This is a genomic window from Nocardia sp. NPDC050378 (assembly GCF_040655675.1).
Lineage (GTDB): Bacteria > Actinomycetota > Actinomycetes > Mycobacteriales > Mycobacteriaceae > Nocardia > Nocardia coubleae.
Window position 1 is genome coordinate 215,048 of the sequence record NZ_JBFAKI010000007.1, and the last position, 19,552, is coordinate 234,599.

At 70.1% G+C, this 19,552-nt stretch carries 7 protein-coding genes; 2 read left to right on the forward strand and 5 right to left on the reverse strand.

Annotated features, from left to right (window positions below):
* Window positions 1-35: 35 nt before the first annotated feature.
* The gene (locus AB0I35_RS18315) at window positions 36-1,058 is read left to right on the forward strand and encodes a hypothetical protein (RefSeq protein ID WP_357397247.1); all 1,023 of its coding nucleotides are present in this window, start codon (window positions 36-38) and stop codon (window positions 1,056-1,058) included.
* A gap of 7 nt (window positions 1,059-1,065) precedes the next feature.
* Here the strand turns inward: AB0I35_RS18315 and AB0I35_RS18320 are convergent, their stop codons facing one another.
* A complete protein-coding gene (locus tag AB0I35_RS18320; RefSeq protein ID WP_357397248.1) occupies window positions 1,066-1,392 on the reverse strand; it encodes a hypothetical protein in 327 nt (108 codons plus the stop codon).
* Between the two features lie 244 nt (window positions 1,393-1,636).
* Here AB0I35_RS18320 and AB0I35_RS18325 point away from each other — a divergent pair, with 244 nt between their 5' ends.
* Window positions 1,637-1,972 (forward strand): RNA polymerase-binding protein RbpA, encoded by a 336-nt coding sequence (locus AB0I35_RS18325; RefSeq protein ID WP_067492212.1) that lies wholly within the window; start codon window positions 1,637-1,639, stop codon window positions 1,970-1,972.
* 63 nt (window positions 1,973-2,035) lie between these two features.
* Here AB0I35_RS18325 and AB0I35_RS18330 read toward each other — a convergent pair whose 3' ends face one another.
* From AB0I35_RS18330 to lnt, 4 genes are all read right to left on the reverse strand, one after another.
* Window positions 2,036-2,815 (reverse strand): ABC transporter permease, encoded by a 780-nt coding sequence (locus AB0I35_RS18330; RefSeq protein ID WP_357397374.1) that lies wholly within the window; start codon window positions 2,813-2,815, stop codon window positions 2,036-2,038.
* Between the two features lie 107 nt (window positions 2,816-2,922).
* Window positions 2,923-3,912, reverse strand: a complete 990-nt coding sequence (locus AB0I35_RS18335) for an ATP-binding cassette domain-containing protein (protein WP_067492211.1) — start codon at window positions 3,910-3,912, stop codon at window positions 2,923-2,925.
* Complete coding sequence (locus tag AB0I35_RS18340; RefSeq protein WP_357397249.1) at window positions 3,909-17,552, reverse strand: amino acid adenylation domain-containing protein; 13,644 nt, start codon at window positions 17,550-17,552, stop codon at window positions 3,909-3,911. The genes AB0I35_RS18335 and AB0I35_RS18340 overlap by 4 nt, the downstream gene beginning before the upstream one ends.
* A 199-nt stretch (window positions 17,553-17,751) precedes the next feature.
* Window positions 17,752-19,317, reverse strand: coding sequence for an apolipoprotein N-acyltransferase (gene lnt, locus AB0I35_RS18345; RefSeq protein WP_357397251.1), 1,566 nt, complete (start codon window positions 19,315-19,317; stop codon window positions 17,752-17,754).
* Window positions 19,318-19,552: the final 235 nt, after the last annotated feature.

The following is a 19,552-nucleotide window of genomic DNA, read 5'->3' on the forward strand; positions in this document are numbered from 1 at the left end:
GGTGCTGGGGCGCATGGCATTTCTACCGTCGGGACATGGCGACGATCGACCTCACCCAGACCCTTTCCCGCTTCCGGCTCCAGACCAGGGCACGGAACGAGCAGGCACCCTGGCACGGCCCGCTGTTGGTCAATTCGGCCCTGATGTCCGCACTGGTCGTGGTGTCGATGATCGGCATGGTCGTCGACGACCGGTTGCTGCTCGGTGAATCGGTGTGGCTCAAACCGGCGAAGTTCGGTGTCGCGTTCGCCGTCTACGGCATGACGCTGGCCTGGATATTGCGGTTACCGCATCGGGGTCGGCGGGCCACCTGGTGGCTCGGCACCGTCTTCGCGGTCACCGGGGTGCTCGACGTCGGGTTCATCGCGCTGCAGGCGGCGCGCGGGACCTTCAGCCATTTCAACACCGCCACCGACCCGGTCAATCAGATCGGCCAGCAGGTCTTCGCCTCCGGTGTCCCCGGCCTGTTTCTGGCGAATCTCGTTCTGGTGGTGATCATCTCGTGGCAGAAGCTCACCGATCGTCCGACCGCGATCGCTTTGAAGGCCGGGTTGTGGCTGGCGGTGGCGGGCATGATGCTCGGGTATCTGATGGGCTTCACCGGCGCGCAGCTGGTGCGTCAGGCCGACGGCACCGTGATCGGGTTGATGGCGGGGCACACGGTCGTGCCGGGCTCCCCCGCCGACGCCGCCCGAGACGGGCTCGGCGCGATGCCGATCACCCACTGGAGTACCACCGGTGGCGATCTGCGGATCCCGCATTTCGTCGGACTGCACGGCATCCAGGTACTGCTGGTCCTTGCCGTCGCGCTGACCGCGCTCGCCGCCCGCTATCGGTGGCTGCGGACCGAGCGCACTCGTGCCGCGTTGATCGGCGTCGCCGCCATGGGTTACGCCGGACTGCTCACTCTCGTGTTCTGGCAGGCACTACGCGGTCAGCCGCTGACCGGTCCGGATCCGGCCACGGTCGGCGCGACGCTCGGGCTGATCGGGTTCGTCGCCGCCGGTGTCACGGCGATCTACCTGCGTTCCCGCGAGAAACCGGCCGACCCGGCCTAGCCACTTCTCAGCGCAGGCGTTCGGCTTCCTTGGTCAGCTGCACGAGCGTCGCGCACAACTGTGCCAGCTCGGCCTGATCCGCGCCCTCGGCCACGGCCGTGGCCACGTCCTCGGCCGCGCACCGCGCCGCGAACCACCGGTCGGCCAGATCGGCGGCTTCCTGGGCGGTGAGCACCACCGCGTCCTCGGGAATCCCCGTCCCCTTGAGACTCGTGCGGTGTTCGTAGGCACGTTGCCGACACGACTGACGGCAATAGCGGCGACGCCGACCCGATTCGGAATCGACGATCTCCCGCCCGCACCACGAGCAGGACAGCAGGCGACTGCGCGACATGCTGCGAAACCCTAGCGGCCCGACGGCCGATCCCGCGGTTCAGGTCTCGCTGAGCGGGCACTCACCCAGTGGGTCCGACGGCCACCCAGGCCGTAGCGACTACAATGGAACAGTTCAGTCTTCCCGCGCGTTGAACGGTAGTACCACGTACCGGTTCTCGGCCGCCTCGATCTGGACTGACCAGAGGGTGCGGGGAACAGGCCGGGAACCCGCGGCGCCAGCCGCCATAGACACAGGAGCACACATGGCAGATCGCGTACTCCGGGGCAGTCGGCTCGGAGCGGTGAGCTACGAGACCGATCGCGACCATGACCTGGCCCCGCGCCGGATCGCCCGCTACCGCACCGACAACGGTGAGGAATTCGACGTCCCGTTCGCCGACGACGCGGAGATCCCGCCCACCTGGTTGTGCCGTAACGGCCAGGAGGGGCAGCTCATGGAGGGCACCTCGGTCGAAACCAAGAAGGTGAAGCCGCCGCGCACCCACTGGGACATGCTGTTGGAGCGTCGCAGCAAGGAGGAGCTCGAGGAGCTGCTCAAGGAGCGCCTCGACCTGCTCAAGTCCCGCCGCCGCGGATAGCACAGGTGACAACGGCGAAGGCCGCCTCCCGCTCGGGAAGGCGGCCTTCGCCGTCTCGGCTCGTCAGTGACTGGCCACTTTTCGGTACTGGAGCAACGCCGCGGGCATGGCGACGGCGAGGATGACCAGCGAGCAGATCACCGCGTAGAGGATGCAGTTGTCGGCGGCCCAGCCGGTGGCCGGGGCGAACGACGGCGGTGCGGAGTTGTCGAACAGTTTGCGCCCGGCGGCCGAGACGGCGGTGATCGGATTCCATTCGGCGATGGTGCGCAGCGGACCGGGCAGGGTTTCGGCGGAGATGAACGCCGAGGAGATGAACGACAGCGGGAACATCCAGATCAGGCCCGCGCTCTGCGCCACCTCGACGGTCGGCGAGATGAGCCCGGTCAGCGCGCCGACCCAGGACATGGCGAAGGCGAACAGCAGGATGATGGCGAAGGCCAGTGCGGCGTCGGAGATGCCGCCGTTGATCCGCCAGCCCACGATGTACCCGCAGATCACCATCACCCCGAGGCTCGCGACATTGACCACCAGGTCGGACAGTGTGCGGCCCATCAGCACCGCGAGCCGCGACATCGGCAGCGTTCGCATCCGGTCGATGATCCCCTTCTGCAGGTCACCGGCCAGCCCGACCGTGGTGAACGCGGCATTGAACGCCACGGTCTGGGTGAAGATGCCCGCGAGCAGGAACTCGCGGTATTGGTCGCCGCCGAGGGACGCGCCGAAGATGTAGGCGAAGAGGAACACGAACATCAGCGGCTGGATGGTCGCGGTCACCAGCAGCGTCGGCACCCGCAGGATGGTGAGCAGGTTGCGGTAGGCCACGATCGCGCTGTCGCGCAGGAACCGGGCACGCGGCGGGGTCTGGTCGGCGGCAGCGGGTCGCGGGCTGCCCGGGGTGCTGGGCGTTTCGCGGGTGTCGTTGTCCGCCTCGACGTCGGGGGCCACGCTCACGACAGGATCTCCTCTGGCACGTCGTCGGTTTCGGGTTCGGTGGCCGGTTCGGCCGGGGTTCCGGTGAGTGACAGGAACACGTCGTCGAGGGTCGGGCGGACCACGACGGCGTCGAGTACGCACACCCCCGCGTCGTCGAGCCGGCGCAGGGCCTCGACCATCGTGCGGGAGCCGTTGCCGACCACCACCGATACTTCGTCGCTGCCCGGCTCGTGGATCGGCGTGCCGACACCCACCTGATCGAGGACCGAGACCGCGAGGTCGGGACTCTGCCCGGCGGCCAGGGTGACCGTGAGCCGGTCGCCGCCGATGGAGGTCTTGAGTTCGTCGGCGGACCCACGGGCGATGACGGTGCCCTTGTCGATCACGGTGATCCGGTCGGCGAGCAGGTCGGCTTCCTCCAGGTACTGGGTGGTGAGCAGCACCGTGGTGCCGTCGTCGACGAGGTCGCCGATCACCTTCCACATGTCCAGGCGTCCGCGCGGGTCCAAGCCCGTGGTCGGTTCGTCGAGCACGACCACCGGTGGCCGTGCGACGAGGGAACCGGCCAGGTCGAGGCGCCGGGCCATACCGCCGGAGTAGGTGCCCGCGCGCCGGCTCGCCGCGTGGTCGAGACCGAGCGCGGTGAGCAATTCGTCGGCACGTTCGGTGGCCTGCTTCTTCGACATGCCGTAGAGGCGCGCCACCATGCGCAGGTTCTCGTATCCGGTCAGGTTCGCGTCGACCGCCGCGTACTGGCCGGACAACCCGAGGCGGGTGCGGGCCGCGGCCGGGTCGGCCAGCACGTCGACCCCGGCCACGCGCACCGTGCCCGCGTCGGGGCGAAGCAGGGTGGTGACGATCCGCACGGTGGTCGTCTTGCCCGCGCCGTTGGGCCCGAGCAGGCCGAGCACCGTGCCCGCCGGTATCTCGAGGTCGATCTCCTTGAGTACGCGTACCTTGCCGAAACTCTTGGCGAGGCCGCGCACTTCTACCGCCAGACTCACGGACGCATCTCCTTCTCGGCGCCGCCGCACACGGTGATCCCGGGCACCCCGTCGAGGTGGCGGTGCAGCACGGGGCCGATCGCCGCCAGCGCCTCCGGTGTGGTCATCGCCGCGTGCCTGCAGGGCAGGTCGTGGTTGTGGATGGTGCCGGTGACGAACTGTTGCCAGGAACCGGCCCGCCTGGCGGGATCGGCGGCGTTGATCTCGTCCGCCGCCGCGGTGAAGAACAGCAGGTCGCCGTCGAAGGTGCGCGGCCGGAACGCGTTGGCCATCACCGTCCCGTCGGCGTACCCGGTGTAGAGGCGTTGCAGATTGTCCACCGACAGCGCCGCGAACGGCCCCGGCTGTGCCCGCAGCAGATCCGCCGCTTCGTGCAGGTCGAGGTCGGCGGGCAGTGGTGCGCCGTCGACGAGGTCGGCACCGAACTCGCCGAGGATGTCGGCGACGCTCGGCATCGCGGTGTCGAGCCAGCGGTCGCCGAGCTGGTAGCTGTCCATCATCGCCAGCAGCGCCACGTCCTCGCCCAGTTCCTGCAGCTGCACCGCGATCTCCTGGGCGATGAGCCCGCCGAGCGACCAGCCGAGCAGGTGATACGGCCCGTGCGGCTGGATCGCCCGGATATTGGCCACGTAGTGCCCCGCGGCCTCCGGGATGGAGGTGAAGCTGTCCTGACCGGACACGTGCGGGGCCTGCAGGCCGTACACGGGACGATCGGGAGCCAGGTGCGCGAGCAGCCCCGAGTAGCACCAGGCCAGACCGATGGCCGGGTGCACACAGAACAGCGGGGTGTCGTGCGGCCCGGTCGACGGGCGGATCGGCAGCACCGGTTCCAGGGCGGCGGCCATCACGTCCGCCGGGTCCGCGCCGTCGAGCCGGGCGGCGATGGCGGCCGGTGTGGCATCGCCGAACATCATCTGCACCGGCATCTCGTAGCCCTGCTCCCGCAGTGCCGCGACGACTTTGGTGGCCAGCAGCGAGTTGCCACCCAGTTCGAAGAACCCGTCGTCGGCGCCGACCCGTTCGACCCCGAGCACCTCGGCGAAGGCGGCACACAGCGCCACCTCGGCGGGCGTCACCGGCGCGCGGTACCCGCCCGAGGCGGTGAACACCGGTTCGGGCAGCCGGGCGCGGTCGAGCTTGCCGACCGGACTGAGCGGCACCTCGTCGAGGAGCATGATCGCCTGCGGCACCATGTAATTGGGCACGTGCGCACCAATGTGCTCGAGCAGTTCGGGCACCGTCGGCGACGCACCCGCGCGGGCCTTCACATACGACACCAGCGCGGTGACTCCGGCCTGAGTGGTGTGCCCGACGGTGAGCGCGAGCTCCACGTCGGGGTGCCGGGCGAAGGCCACGTCGATCTCGCCGAGTTCGATCCGGAACCCACGCACCTTCACCTGGTGGTCGGTGCGGCCGACGTATTCCACGTCGAGCGCCGACTTCCTGCCGTCACGCCAGCGCACCAGGTCACCGGTGCGGTACATGCGTTCACCGGGCGCACCGTACGGATTGGCGACGAAACGTTGCGCGGTGAGCCCCGGCCGATTGTGGTAGCCGCGGGCCAGTGCCGCACCGGCCAGCTGCAGTTCGCCCGTGACACCGATCGGGGTGGGGTGCAACCGCCGGTCGAGCACCGTGGCCGAGACACCGCGGATGGGACCGCCGATGGTGATCGGGCCCTGCGGGCTCATCGGTTGCGGCATCAGGGTGACGATGGTCGTCTCGGTGGGTCCGTAGACGTTGTAGAAATTGCGTCCCGGCGCCCAGCGGGCGAGCAGGTCCGGCGGCAGCGCCTCACCACCGGTCAGGATGTGCGCGAGCGAATGCACACCCGCCGGATCGACGGTGCCCAGCGCGGCGGTGGTGATGAACGCGTGTGTGATCCGCTCCCGGATGAACAACTGACGCAGCTCCTCACCGCCGACGATGCCCGCGGGCGTGATGACGAGGGTGCCCGCCCCACCGAGCGCGAACAGGATGTCGAGCATCGACCCGTCGAAGCTCGGGGTGGCGAAGTGCAGCACCCGGCTGCCCGGGCGCACGTCGTAGCGGTCGGCGCATTCGGCGGCGAAGTTCGAGATGCCGCCGTGGGTGACCACCACACCCTTCGGGGTGCCGGTCGACCCGGAGGTGTACACCACGTAGGCCGGGTTGGCCAGGCGCAGCGGCCGGACCCGGTCGGCGTCGGTGATCGGCGCGTCGTCGGTGCCGAGCACGGTGGCGCGGGTGTGCGGGTCGTCGAGTACCAGCCATCGGCAGTCACCGGGCAGCTGGTCGCGGTGCGCGAGCAGGGTCAGCCCGATCGCGGCGCCGGAGTCGGTGAGCATATGGCTGATCCGCTGCGGCGGGTAGTTCGGGTCGACCGGTACGAACGCGGCACCGGCCTTGGCGACGGCCAGCATGGTCGCCACCGACTCCACCGAGCGCGGAATGCCGAGCGCGACAAGGCTTTCGGGGCCGATGCCCTGGCCGATGAGCAGCCGGGCGAGTCGGTTGGTCCAGCGGTCGAGGGCGTCGTAGGTGACCACGGTGTCGCCCGCGCTGAGCGCCACACCGTCGCGGGCCCGCGCCGCCGCGGCTTCGAACACCTCGGCCAGGGTGACCGGGGTGTCGGGCCGGGCGCCGTGGACGGGTGCCAGCGCGGTCCACTCGACCGCGTCGAGCAGGGCCAGGTCGCCCACGGCGGTGTTCGGGTCGGCGGCGACAGCGGTGAGCAGCCGCACCAGGCGGTCGCCGAGGCGGCGCGCGGTGACCTCCTCGAACAGGTCGGCGGCGTAGTTCACCGACAAGGTGATGCCGTCACCGACGCGATCGCCGGTGTGGGTCTCGGTGAAGGTGAACTGCAGATCGAACTTGGCGATGCCGGCGTCGGCGTCGACCGCCTCGATGCGCAGGCCGGGCAGTTCCAGCATCCGCACGGGGTTGTTGCGCACCGAGAGCATCACCTGGAACAGCGGGTGATGCGCCTGCGAGCGCGCGGGATTGAGCACCTCGACCAGCCGCTCGAACGGCAGGTCGGCATGGGCGAAGGCGTCGAGGTCGCGGTCGCGCACGGTGCGCAGCAGGTCGACGAAGGCGCGGTCGTCGGACACCTCGGTGCGCAGCACAAGGGTGTTGACGAACATGCCGATCAGCGCGTCGAGCGCCGGATGACCACGTCCCGCGCTGGCGGTCCCGACGACGATGTCGTCGGTGCCCGTCACCCGGTGCAGCAGCACCGCGAGCGCGGCGTGCAGCACCATGAACATGCTGACGTTGTTGGCGGCGGCGATCCCGCGCAGCGCCCGGTGAGTCGCGGCGTCGACCGTGCAGTCGACGGTGCCGCCCCGGTAGGAGGGCACCGGCGGACGCGACCGATCCGCAGGCACGGTGAGCAGCTCGGGCAGCCCGTCGAGGGTGTCGCGCCAGTGATCGAGCTGCTTGCGGATCAGCGAGTTCTCGTCGTCCTCGGTACCGAGGAGCTGCTGCTGCCACAGCGTGTAGTCGGCGTACTGGATCTCGGGAATCTGTTCGCCGAACGGTTCACCGGTGCGGATGCCACGGTAGGCGGCGGCCACCTCGGCGGCGAGCGGTTCCAGCGACCACCCGTCCATCGCGATGTGGTGCACCACCAGCACGAGCACGTGCTCCTGGGATCCGGCGACGGCCTGTTTCGCCTGGGCGGGCACCGGCAGCCCGGTGCGGTCGACGGTGATGAGCGCGGCCCGCAACGGCACCGAGACCGACAGGTCGAAGCCCGGCGCGGCGAAGCGCGCGACGGCGGCGTCGACCTCGTGCGGAGTCGCACTCGCGTGGAAGAGGGTGACCGCCGCGAGCTGCGGGTCGAGCACCAACTGTTCGGGCTCGCCCGCGGTTTCCGGGAACACCGTGCGCAGCGTCTCGTGCCTGCGTTGCACTGTGTGCAGGGCGGCGATGAGTGCGTCGAGGTCGATCGGACCGTGCAACCGCAGCACCACCGGAATGTTGTACGCGCCGGCGGACTGATCCTGCGCACCGGCGTTGAACCGGTTGAGGAACCACAGCCTGCGCTGGGCCGCCGACAGCGGGATCCGTTCCGGGCGATCCTGTTTCACCAGGTCCGGGCGGCCTTCGTCGCCGGACGGCCCGGTCTCCACCAGCGCCGCGAGCTCGGCGACGGTCGGTGCGGCGAACACGGTACGCACCTCGAGTCGCACATTGCTCGCGGCCGCCAGCCGGGCGACCAGCTGGGTGGCCAGCAGCGAGTTGCCGCCGATGTCGAAGAAGCTGTCGGTGGCCGACACGTCCTCGACGCCGAGCAGATCGGCGAACACCCTGGCCACCAGGCGTTCGGACTCGGTGCGCGGGGCGCGGCCCGCCGCGACGGTGAACTCCGGTTCGGGCAGTGCCGTCCGGTCGAGCTTGCCGACGGGTGTGAGCGGCACGGCGTCGATCAGGTTCAGCGAGGCCGGAACCATGTGCCCGGCCAGGTGTTTGACGGCGTGATTGCGTACGTCGGCCAGATCGGCCGGGACCGCACCGTCGCCCAGCTGCACCCAGGCGACGATCCGGTCGTCACCCGCGATGGTGCGCACTTCGGTGTGGGCGAAACGGACATCGGGGTGGCTGCCGAGCACGGCGCTGATCTCACCGAGCTCGATGCGGAAACCGCGCACCTTCACCTGGTGGTCGCTGCGGCCCAGGTAGTCCAGTTCACCGGTGGCGGTCCAGCGCACCACGTCGCCGGTGCGGTACATGCGGCTGCCTGCGGGCCCGCAGGGGTCGGCGACGAAGCGCGAGGCGGTGAGCCCGAACCGCTGGTGGTAACCCTGAGCGATACCCGCACCACCGATGTAGAGCTCACCGGGGACGCCGGTCACGACCGGTTTCAACCGTTCGTCGAGCACCAGAGCCCGCGATCCGCGCACCGGCGTACCGATGGTCACCGGCACCCCGACCCGCAGTTCCGACATGGCCGCGATGACGGTGAACTCCGTGGGGCCGTAGGCGTTGACGAATCGGCGCCCGGGCGCCCAGTTCTCCACCAGGTCCGGCGGCACGGCCTCGCCACCGGCCATCAGCCCGCGCAGTCGCGGCAGCGGCCAGCGGCTCGCGTCGATCGAGGCGAGCACGGCGGGGGTGAGGAAGGTGTGGGTGATCTCCTCCCGTTCCAGCAGGGCGCCGAGTTCGTCGCCGCCGTACACGTCGATCGGGCCGATCACCATCTCCGCGCCGGAGTACACCGCGAGCAGCATGTCGAGCACGGACACGTCGAAGCTGGGGGTGGAGAAGAAGAACGTCCTGGCGAACCGGTCGAGGCCCATCCGCTCGCGCAGGTCGAGCGCGAGGCTGACCAGACCGCCGTGGGTGACGGTGACGCCCTTGGGCAGACCGGTGGAACCGGAGGTGTAGATCTGGTACGCCAAGTCGGCGGTGTGGATGGGGCGGATGCGTTCGGCGTCGCGGATCGGGGCGTCGTCGTATCCGGCCAGTTCCGTGTGCAGGTCGGGGTCGTCGACCAGCAGCCACCGGGTGTCGAGCGGCCCGGCGGCCTCGCGCAGGGCGGGGGCGTCGGCGCTGGTGGTGAGCACGGCGCGCGCACCGGAGTCGGTGAGCATGTGCCGCACCCGGTCGGCGGGGTAGCGCGGGTCGACGGGCACGAACGCGGCACCGCTCGCGGCGACACCGAAGATGGCGAGCGCGCAGTCCAGCGACCGGGTGAGGCCGACGGCGACCCGATCGCCGGTGCCGATCCCCCGTGCGATGAGGGCGCGACCGAGCCGGTGGGCACGGCGAGCCACCTCGTCGTAGTCGAGTTCACCGACCTCGCCCGCCACGCTGCCGCCGGCGAACCACCGCAACGCGGGCCTGCTCGGATACCAGTCGGCAGCCCGGTCGATGATGTCGGACAGCACCACCGGGGTGACCAGCGCCGGGCCCTGCGCCGGGACGAGCGCGCGATGTTCGGCGACGGTGAGCTGGTCGATATCGCACACCAGGCTGCGCGGGTCGGCGGTCACCTGGGTGAGGATCGCCGCGAACCGGGTGGCCAGCGTCTCGATCGTCTCCCGGTCGAAAAGCTCGGTGGAGTAGACGAATTCGAAACGCTGCCCGTCGGCGTCGGGGGCCACCCGCAGTTCCAGGTCGAACTTGGCGCGGGCGATGTCGAGCTCCTCGGCGCGCAACCGCAGGCCGGGCAGTTCCAGTTCCGGTGCGCTGTCGTCCTGCATGCTCAGCGCCACCTGGAACAACGGGTGCCGGTTGTTGGCCCGGCTGTCGCGGCCGAGCGCGTCGACGACCCGTTCGAACGGCAGGTCGGCGTGCGCCAGCGCGGCCAGCTCCGAATCGCGGTCGGCGTGCAGCAGTTCGGTGAAGCTGGCGCCGGGGTCGACGTCGGAGCGCAGCACGAGGGTGTTGACGAACATGCCGACCAACTCGTCGAGCTGGATGTCGGTGCGTCCGGCGACCGGGGTGCCGATCGGGATGTCGCGACCGCCGGTGATCCCGCGCAGCAGCACCGCGAGCGCCGAACGGACGACCATGAACAGGCTGACACCGGTGTCGGCCGCCAATTCCTCCATCGCCTCGCGCAACGGTGCCGACACCGGGCACACCACGGTGGCCGCCGTGCCCACCGGCTCGGCCGGACGCGGCCGGTCGAACGGCAACGGCAGTTCGTCGGGCAGTTCGGCCAGCGTCTCGCGCCAGAACGCGAGCTGGGTGGCGGCGATGCTGTCCGGGTCGTCCTCGGCGCCGAGCACGGCCCGCTGCCACAGGCTGAAGTCGGCGTACTGCACCGGCAGCGGTTCACGCACCGGGACACTGCCCCCGGCGCGCGCCACGTACGACACCGCGAGATCCTTGGTCAACGGGCCGAGCGACCACCCGTCCGCGGCGATGTGGTGCACGACCACGCCGAGCAGGTACTCCTGAGTCCCGGTGCGCAGCAACGAGACTCGTAACGGCGTCTCGTGGGTCAGATCGAAGCCCTGCCTGGCGAACTCGGCGAGCACCTCCTCCGCCCGTGCGGGTTCGGTGTCGACGGGCTCGATCGCCGGGACCGACCCGGCCGTCGGCAAGACCACCTGCTGGGCACCGGAGAGGTCCTCGGGGAAGACCGTGCGCAGCACCTCGTGCCGCTGCACCAGGTCGGTGACCGCGCCGCGCAGGGCGTCGATATCCAGATCGCCGCCGATTCGCAAGACGAAAGCGATGTTGTAGGCGCTGGATTCGGGTGACAATCGGTTGAGGAACCACAGTCGTTGCTGCGGCAGCGACAGTGGTATGCGTCCCGGGCGCGGGGTGTGTACCGCCAGCGCCACCCGCTGCGTCCGGGGCGCTTCCGCGATCAAACCGGCGATGCCCGCCACCGTCGGCGCCTCGAAGATCTGGCGCACCGGCAAGTCGACCTCGAAGTCGGCGTGCAGCGCCGCGGCCAGCCGGGTCGCGAGCAGCGAGTTGCCGCCGATGTCGAAGAAGCTGTCCTCCGCGCCGGGCACCGGCCTGCCGAGGATCTCGGTGAACACCGCGGCCACCCGCATCTCGAGGTGGGTACGGGGTGCGCGCGATCCGCCTGCCGCCGCGAATTCCGGCGCGGGCAGGGCCTTTCGGTCCAATTTGCCCGCCGGGGTCACCGGCATCCGGTCGAGCACCGCCAGCGCGGCAGGCACCATGTAACCGGGCAGCCTGCCGCGAGCGGTGTCGAGCACGGCCGCCGGTTCGATCGGCCCGTCGGCGGTGACGTAGGACGCGAGCCGTTGCTGACCGTGTTCGTCGACGTGCACCACGGTCGTCGCCGAGCGCACCCCCGGGTGTTCGCGCAGCACATGGTCGATCTCGCGCAGCTCGATACGGAAGCCACGGATCTTGATCTGGTCGTCGGCGCGCCCGAGGAAACGCAGGCGTCCGGTGGCGTCGGCGACCACGAGATCGCCCGTGCGGTACATCCTTTCGCCCACCCGGCCGTGCGGATTCGCGACGAATCGCTGCGCGGTGAGCCCGAGTTTGCCCAGGTACCCGCGTGCCACACCGGGACCGGACACATACAGTTCGCCCGCAGTCCCCGGCGGCACCGGGTGCAGCCGGGAATCGAGGACGAACAAGCGCATCCCGCGCACGGGCGCACCGAGCGGCACCGGCTCGCCGGGCACCATGGCGGCGCTCGCGGTGACCGCGACGGTCGCCTCCGACGGGCCGTACATGTTGTGCATCCGGTAGCGACCGGCCCAGGTGTCGACCAGTTCGTCGGAGCAGGCCTCGCCGCCGACGATGACGGTATTGAGTTCGGGGAACTCACCGGCGGGCACGGTCGCCAGGGCGGCCGGGGTGATGAACGCGTGCGTGATCCGTTCCGAGCGAAGGAATCCCGCCAGTTCGGCGCCGCCGTACAGGTCGGCCGGGGCGACGACGACGGTCGCGCCCGCGGCGAAGCCGAGCAGCAGCTCCAGCACCGAGGCGTCGAAACTCGGTGAGGAGAAGTGCAGGGTACGGGCGGTATCGGTCACCCGGAACAGTTGGGTCTGCTCGCTGGCCAGCGAGGAGATGCCCGCATGGGTGACGACAACCGCCTTGGGCAGGCCGGTGGAGCCCGAGGTGTAGATCAGGTACGCGGGCTGGGTCGGCCGCATCGGGTGCGTGCGCTCGATGTCGCGCACAGGCGCGGCCGAGCGGTGTGCGCAGTCGGCTTCGAAGGCGGCGGTCCCGAACACCAGCCATTCCGGCGCCCGGCGGTGCTTGCCGACGGTGGTCGGCAGCGCGGCGAGGTGTTCGGGCAGGGTGAGCCCGAGCACCGCACCGGAGTCGCCGATCATGTGCGCGATGCGCTCGGTGGGGTACGCCGGGTCGACCGGCACGTACGCGGCACCGGTCTTGGCGACCGCCCAGATGGCGACGATCGATTCCAGCCCACGCGGCAACGCCACCGCCACCACCGACTCGGGGCCCGCGCCGTGTGCGATCAGGCTGCGCGCCAACCTGTTCGAGCGCTCGTCGAGCTCCCGGTAGGTCGTGTCGAGCCCGAGATAACGCACCGCGACCGAATCGGGCAGGCGCTGGGCGGTATCGGCGAGCAGGCGGGCGAGGGTGTCGGCCGGTTCGGCCGGTGCGCCCGCCACGGGCACGAGCCGCGCGATCTCGCGACGGTCGAGCAGGGGCAGGTCACCGATCGGTTCCTGCGGCGCGGCCAGCGCGGACCGCAGCATGGTGGTGAACCGGCGGGCGATGGCCTCGATGGTCGAGCGGTCGAAAACATCGGTGGCGTAACCGAATTCGGCGTGCAGCGGGCCGTCGCCGTGGTTGTCGCGTACCTCGAGCTGCAGATCGAACTTGGCGACACCGGTCTGCACCGGCACGAGTTCGGCGGCCACACCGGGCAGTTCGACGCGCAACTCGGGGGTGCGGTCGTAGGACAGCATCACCTGGAACAGCGGATGCCGGTTGGTCGACCGATCCGGGTTCACCAGTTCGACGAGCCGTTCGAAGGGCACGTCGGGGTTGGCGAAGGCGTCGAGGTCGGTTTCGCGAACCTGGTCGAGCACCCGGTCGAAGCCGGCGTCGAGGTCGACCTCGGTGCGCAGCACGAGGGTGTTGACGAACATGCCGACGAGTTCGTCGAGCGCCGGGTCGGAGCGTCCCGCGATCGGGGTGCCGATGGCGATGTCGGTGCTGCCGCACACGCGAGCGAGCACGGTGGCCAACGCGGCGTGCAGCACCATGAACATGCTCACCCCGCGGCTGCTGGCCAGCTGGCTCGCCGCTCGGCGTGTTTCGGCATCGATGGTGAAGGCGACCGTGTCACCGCCGGTGGCCCGTCGCAGCGGGCGCGGGCGGTCGAGCGGCAGGTCGAGCTGATCGGGCAGTCCGGCAAGGGCCCGGCGCCAGTGCCCGAGCTGACGCCCCAACGGTGCCTCCGGGTCGGTCTCGTCACCGAGCAGTTCCCGTTGCCACAGTGCGAAATCGGCGTACTGCACGGGCAGTGGCGTCCACCGAGGAACGTTGCCCTCGGCGCGGGCCGCGACTGCGGTCATCAGATCCCTGGCCAGCGGCGCGACCGACCAGCCGTCACCGCAGATGTGGTGCAGCACCACGACCAGCAGATGCTCGTCCGGGGCCAGGCGGTACAGCACCACCCGCAGCGGAGTCTCGCCGCGCAGGTCGAAGCCGCGACCGGCGACCTCGGCGACGAGGTCGTCGATCCGGCCGTCCCCGTCGTGCGCGACGAGATCGGGTGCGACGGCGGCGGCGGGATGAATCAGCTGGTACGGACCGTCCGGGCCGTCGGGGAAGCTGGTGCGCAGGCTTTCGTGGCGGTCGAGCACGTCACGCAGGCCGGCCCGCAGGGCGGTGAGGTCGAGCCGACCGGTCAGCCGCAGCGCCAGCGGCATGTTGTAGGCGGCGGCGTGTTCGGCGAACCGGTTGAGGATCCAGAGCCGCTGCTGGGCCAGCGACAGCGGCACCCGTTCCGGCCGGGTCGCGGGAACCAGCTCGGGCGTGGAGGACTCGGGCCGGTGGGTACTGATGTACTCGGCCAGCGACGCGATGGTCGAGTACTCGAACAGGTGCCGGATACTGATGCTCGCGTCGAGGGTGGTGTTGATCCTGGCGACGGCGCGCGCGGCGACGAGCGAGTTGCCACCGAGGTCGAAGAAGCTGTCCTGCACGCCGATTCCGGTGCCGTCGAGGGCGAGCACCTCGGTGAAGATCTCGGCGAGCGCGCATTCCAGCTCGGTCTGCGGTGCGTCCGCGCCGGTGGTCACCCGGACACCGACCTCGGGGGCGGGCAGTGCCTTGCGGTCGACCTTGCCGTTGGCGCTCAGCGGCAGTTCGTCGAGCACGACCAGCGCCGAGGGCACCATGTAGGACGGCAGCGCCCGGCGCAGCGCCGCCATCAAGGCCGCCACCTCCGGTGCGGCGGCGCCCGGCGCGGCGACCACGTAGGCGACGAGTTCGTCGTCTCCGGTGCGGCTGGTCCGCGCCACGCAGACGGCACGGGCGATACCGTCCTGGGCGAGCAGCGCGGACTCGACCTCGCCGAGTTCGATGCGCAGACCACGGATCTTGACCTGGAAGTCGGTGCGCCCCAGGTATTCCAGGACGCCGCCGTCGAGCTGCCAGCGGGCCAGGTCGCCCGTGCGGTACATGCGTTGCCCGGGGGTGAACGGGTTGGCGACGAACCGGTCGGCCGTCAGATCGGGCCTGCCGAGATACCCGCGCGCCAGTTGCGTCCCCGCGAGGTACAGCTCACCGACCACACCGGGTGGGACCGGGCGCAGTTGCGGATCGAGCACGTAAGTCTTGGTGTTCCACACCGGGGACCCGATCGGCACGGTGGTCGCCCCGACCGGGCACGGCCAGTAGGTGACGTCGACCGCGGCCTCGGTCGGACCGTACAGGTTGTGCAGTTCCGGCCCACGCAGAGCGGCATGGAAGTGGGCGACGGTGGCGCCGGGCAGCGCCTCACCGCTGCAGAACACCCGCCGCAGGTTCGCGCCGCCGCGCACGCGGGGATCGGTGACGAACAACGACAACATGGACGGCACGAAATGTGCTGTGGTGACGGACTTCTCGGTGATGATCCGGGCCAGGTACGCCGGATCGCGGTGTCCGCCGGGTGCGGCGACGACCAGCCGCGCCCCGACCTGCAACGGCCAGAAGAACTCCCAGACCGACACGTCGAAGGTGGCCGGGGTCTTCTGCAGCACGGCGTCGCTGTGGTCGAGCGGGTATTCGGCCTGCATCCACCGCAGCCGGTTGACGATGGCGGCGTGCGTGACCGCCACCCCCTTCGGCTTGCCGGTGGAGCCCGAGGTGAAGATGACGTAGGCGGGGTGTTCAGGTCGCAGCGGCGCACGGCGATCGGCATCGGTGACGGGGGCGATGTCGTGCCCGGTGACGTCGAGCGTGTCCAGATCGACACGCACGGCACCCGCGGGCAGCCGCACATCGTCGCGAGCGGCGGTCAGCACGCACACCGGTTTCGCCTGTGCCACAACAGCATCGATGCGGTCGACCGGGTGTTCCGGATCGATCGGCAGGTAGGCGGCACCGGTGGCGAGCACGGCGTACATGCCGATCACCATCTCGATGCTGCGGTGCAGGCACAATCCGACGGTGGTCTCCGGGCCCGCATCGCGCGCGATGAGTTCGCGGGCCAGCTGGTTCACCCGTTCGGACAGTTCGGTGTAGCCGATGGCACGGTCGCCGTACTCGAGCGCGACGGCGTGCGGGCTGCGTCGCACCTGATCGGTGAACAGCGAGACGAGCGTGCCGGTGGGCACCGGGATCTCGGTGGCATTCCATTCCCGCAGCACGCGTTCGCGTTCGGTCGTGGTGATGGCGTTGAGCGCATGGGCCGGGCTGTCGGGGGCGGCGGCCAGGAACCGGGCGAGGAAGTCCAGGTAGCGGGCGTGATGCGCCGAGTTCTCGGCCTCGCCGTAGAGGCGGGGGTTGGCCTCGAAGTCGAGCTGGATGCGGCCGCCGTCGCCGTTGTAGATATTGATGGAGAGGTCTTCGACGGGGCCGGTCGCCAGCACGTGCAGCTGACCGGTGATGTCACCGAATTTCAGCTCGTCGTGGAACAGCATGATGTTGACCATCGGCCCGAAGAACCCACGTGCGTCGCGCGAGTAGCCGCAATCGCGGCGGATGTCGTCGGAGCGGTAGCGCTGGTGCCGCAGGGCGCCGGTGATCTGCAGTTCGGTCTGGCGCACCACGTCGGCGACGGTGGTGTTCTCGTCGAACCGCACGCGCAGCGGAACGACGTTGGACACCACACCCGCCGAGCGGCGCAACGCCACGGTGGTGCGCGCCGAGACGGGCAGGCTCAGCACCACGTCGGGATTCCCGGTGACCGAGCGGACGTAGGCGGCGAGGGCGGCGACGATGAGCGCGGAATTGGCCGAGTTGTGCGTGGCGATCGCCTGTGTGAGCAGGGTGTCGAGGTCGGCATCGAGCACGGCGGTCGCGCGGTGACGGCCGGGGTCGTGGGTGTCGCCGGTCGCGGTCACCGACGACAGTGTCATCGGCTCGCCGACCCCGGCGAGCTGCTGCGTCCAGTACTCCCGGTCGGCGTGGAAACGGCTGGACTCGCGGTAGCGCGACTCGTCGGCGTAGAGGTCGACCAGGGCGGCGGCGCGTGAGACGGAGGGTTCGCGCTGCTCGCCGACCGCGGTGTAGATCTCGGCGGTGCGGGCGAGCGCGTTCATCGCCCCGTATCCGTCGATCACGATGTGGTGACCGCGCTCGTACCAGAACCAATCGCGCTCGCCGATGCGCAGCACCACATTGATGGTGAGCGGCTCGTTCTCCATGTCGATGGGCGTGCTGGCGTGCTCGTTCATCCACCGCAGCGCTGCCGCGCGCGGATCGGGCTCGCCGCGCAGGTCGATGCGGGCCCAGCCGGGTCGCCAGCTCGGATCCACCCGCTGATGGGGTACGCCGTCGATCTCGAGTAGGCGCACGTGTCCCACCTGGGATTCGGCGCCGAATCGCTCGATGGCGTAGAGCAGCCTGCCCGGGTCGAGATCGCCGTGCAGTTCCACATAGTGGGCGATCGTGAACGGAATGTCGGGCCTGATCCGTTGCGCGTACCACAGCGCCGTCTGACCGGGCGACAAAGCGAACGGCTGGCTCGAGTCCTCGTCGGTGACGCATGAGCTGACGCGGTCGGTGGCCAATGAACTCATCAAGCACTCCGTTCTGGTGTGTCACGACTCCCCGAGCAGCGCCCGGGCACACGACGGCCCAGGGCGTGGCTATCCACGCCCATGATTCGGAGTACTCCGGCGGCCGGATGGCTACCGATCTGGATTTATTTCGCGCTCAACGAATTACACCCCTGTAGCAGCAACTCGATGCCGCTTCCCCCGGGCTGAAACAAACCGCTTATTCAGAATTTCCTGAGCTGCGCATAACTTGCGCCTGGTTCGCTCGGTGGCGGCGGGCCAAGAGCAGGCCCGCGCCGATCGCGGTCAGGATAACGGACGCCAGTTCGGGCGTCGCACCGATCCTGGTCGCGATCGTCGCCGTGTCGCGCAATGGTAACTGGGCGACCAGCGCCGCGGGGACGACTTGGTCGGAGTGCTGCGTGAGAGTGCCGTCGGCGGTGATGATTCCACTGACCCCGGTGGTTGCCGCGACCACGAGCGCCCGTCCGTGTTCGACCGCGCGCACCCGCGACATCGCCAATTGCTGATACGTCATCTCACTCTCGCCGAAGGTGGCGTTGTTGGTCGGGACAGTCAGCAATTGCGCGCCCGCGGCGAGGGATTCCCGGAATGCCCGGTCGAAGGCGACCTCATAACAGGTCGCGACGCCGATCCGGACATTCGCGGCAGTGACGGTGCCGTCGCCGTGGCCGGGTACGAAATAGCCCGCGCGATCGGCATAGGAAGAGAACAAACGGAAAAAACTTCGCATCGGCAGGTATTCGCCGAACGGCTGGATGATTTTCTTGTCGTGGCGCTCCCCCGGCCCGGCGGCACCGTTCCAGACGATCACCGAGTTCGTGGTGGTCCGGTCGCCGTTCACCAGAACCGCGCCGACGAGGATGGGGGCGCCGATGCGCTCCGAGGCGCGGGTGATGACGGCGGCGGCGTCGGCATTGCGCAGCGGGTCGATATCGGAGGAGTTCTCCGGCCAGATAACGATGTCTGGTTTGCGCTCCAGACCGCGTGCGACGCTGTCGGCCAGTTCCTCGGTGCGCCGGACGTGGTTGTCGAGGACGGCGCGGCGCTGAGCGTTGAAGTCGAGGCCGAGCCGGGGCACACTGCCCTGGATGGCGGCGACCGTGACCGTGCGCAGGCCGTCGTCGGGGGCGGGCAGGGTGGGGCGGAGCGCGAGCCCGGCCAGCGGCGCGACGATCACGGCGAGACCGGTCAGCGCGATGCCCTTGTCGACAGCGCGCTGTCCGGCGCGCACGCGCAGCACCAGGGCGGCGAGCGCGGTGCCGGTCAGGGCCACCGCGAAGCCGATCAGCGGGGCGCCACCGTAGGCCGCCAGGGGCAGGTACCAGCCGTCGGCCTGCCCGAAAGCGATTCTCCCCCAGGGAAACCCGCCGAACGGCACGTTCGAGCGCGCCCATTCGGTCGCCGTCCACGCCAGCGCCAGCCACACCGGCCATCCGCGGAGTCCACCGAGCCACCGCGCGAGCACGCCCCAGAGCCCGAAGAACACCGCGCACGCCGTCGACAACGCCAGCCACGGCGCGGGCCCCACGTAGATCCCGGTCCACGGCAGCAGCGGCAGGAAGAACGCCAGCCCGCCGAGCATCCCGTACCCGAACGCGGCCCGCACCCTGCTCGTCCCGTAGACCGCGAGCGTCAGCAGCGCGACGGCGAAGGGCGCGAGAAACCACAGCGGCCGCGGCGGAAAACTGGCGAACAGCAGCACCCCGCCGAGCACCGCCACGGTCACCCGCCAGAGCACGGCTCCAGCCGTCGACCTCCCCACCGCGCGATCGGAACCGGCATCGCCTTCCCGCCCCGCGCTCCACGCCGACGGGCCGTCCGGGCCGTGAGTGTCGCTCGTTTCGGATGCGGGCCGGTCCGTCGACCTTCCCGGCTCAGCGAAGCGGCTGTCGACAGTGCCCGCCGCCGGCGCGGAAGGACTGTCGCGCTCCTTGTCGCCGGGATACGCAGGTCCCTCGGCCTGTCCCGATGGCTCGGTGGGTAGAGGCCGGTCGCCG

Coding starts and splice junctions, on each gene's coding strand:
- AB0I35_RS18315 (WP_357397247.1), top strand. CDS start 36: ATGGCGACGATCGACCTCACCCAGACCCTTTCCCGCTTCCGGCTCCAG.
- AB0I35_RS18320 (WP_357397248.1), bottom strand. CDS start 1,392: ATGTCGCGCAGTCGCCTGCTGTCCTGCTCGTGGTGCGGGCGGGAGATC.
- AB0I35_RS18325 (WP_067492212.1), top strand. CDS start 1,637: ATGGCAGATCGCGTACTCCGGGGCAGTCGGCTCGGAGCGGTGAGCTAC.
- AB0I35_RS18340 (WP_357397249.1), bottom strand. CDS start 17,552: ATGAGTTCATTGGCCACCGACCGCGTCAGCTCATGCGTCACCGACGAG.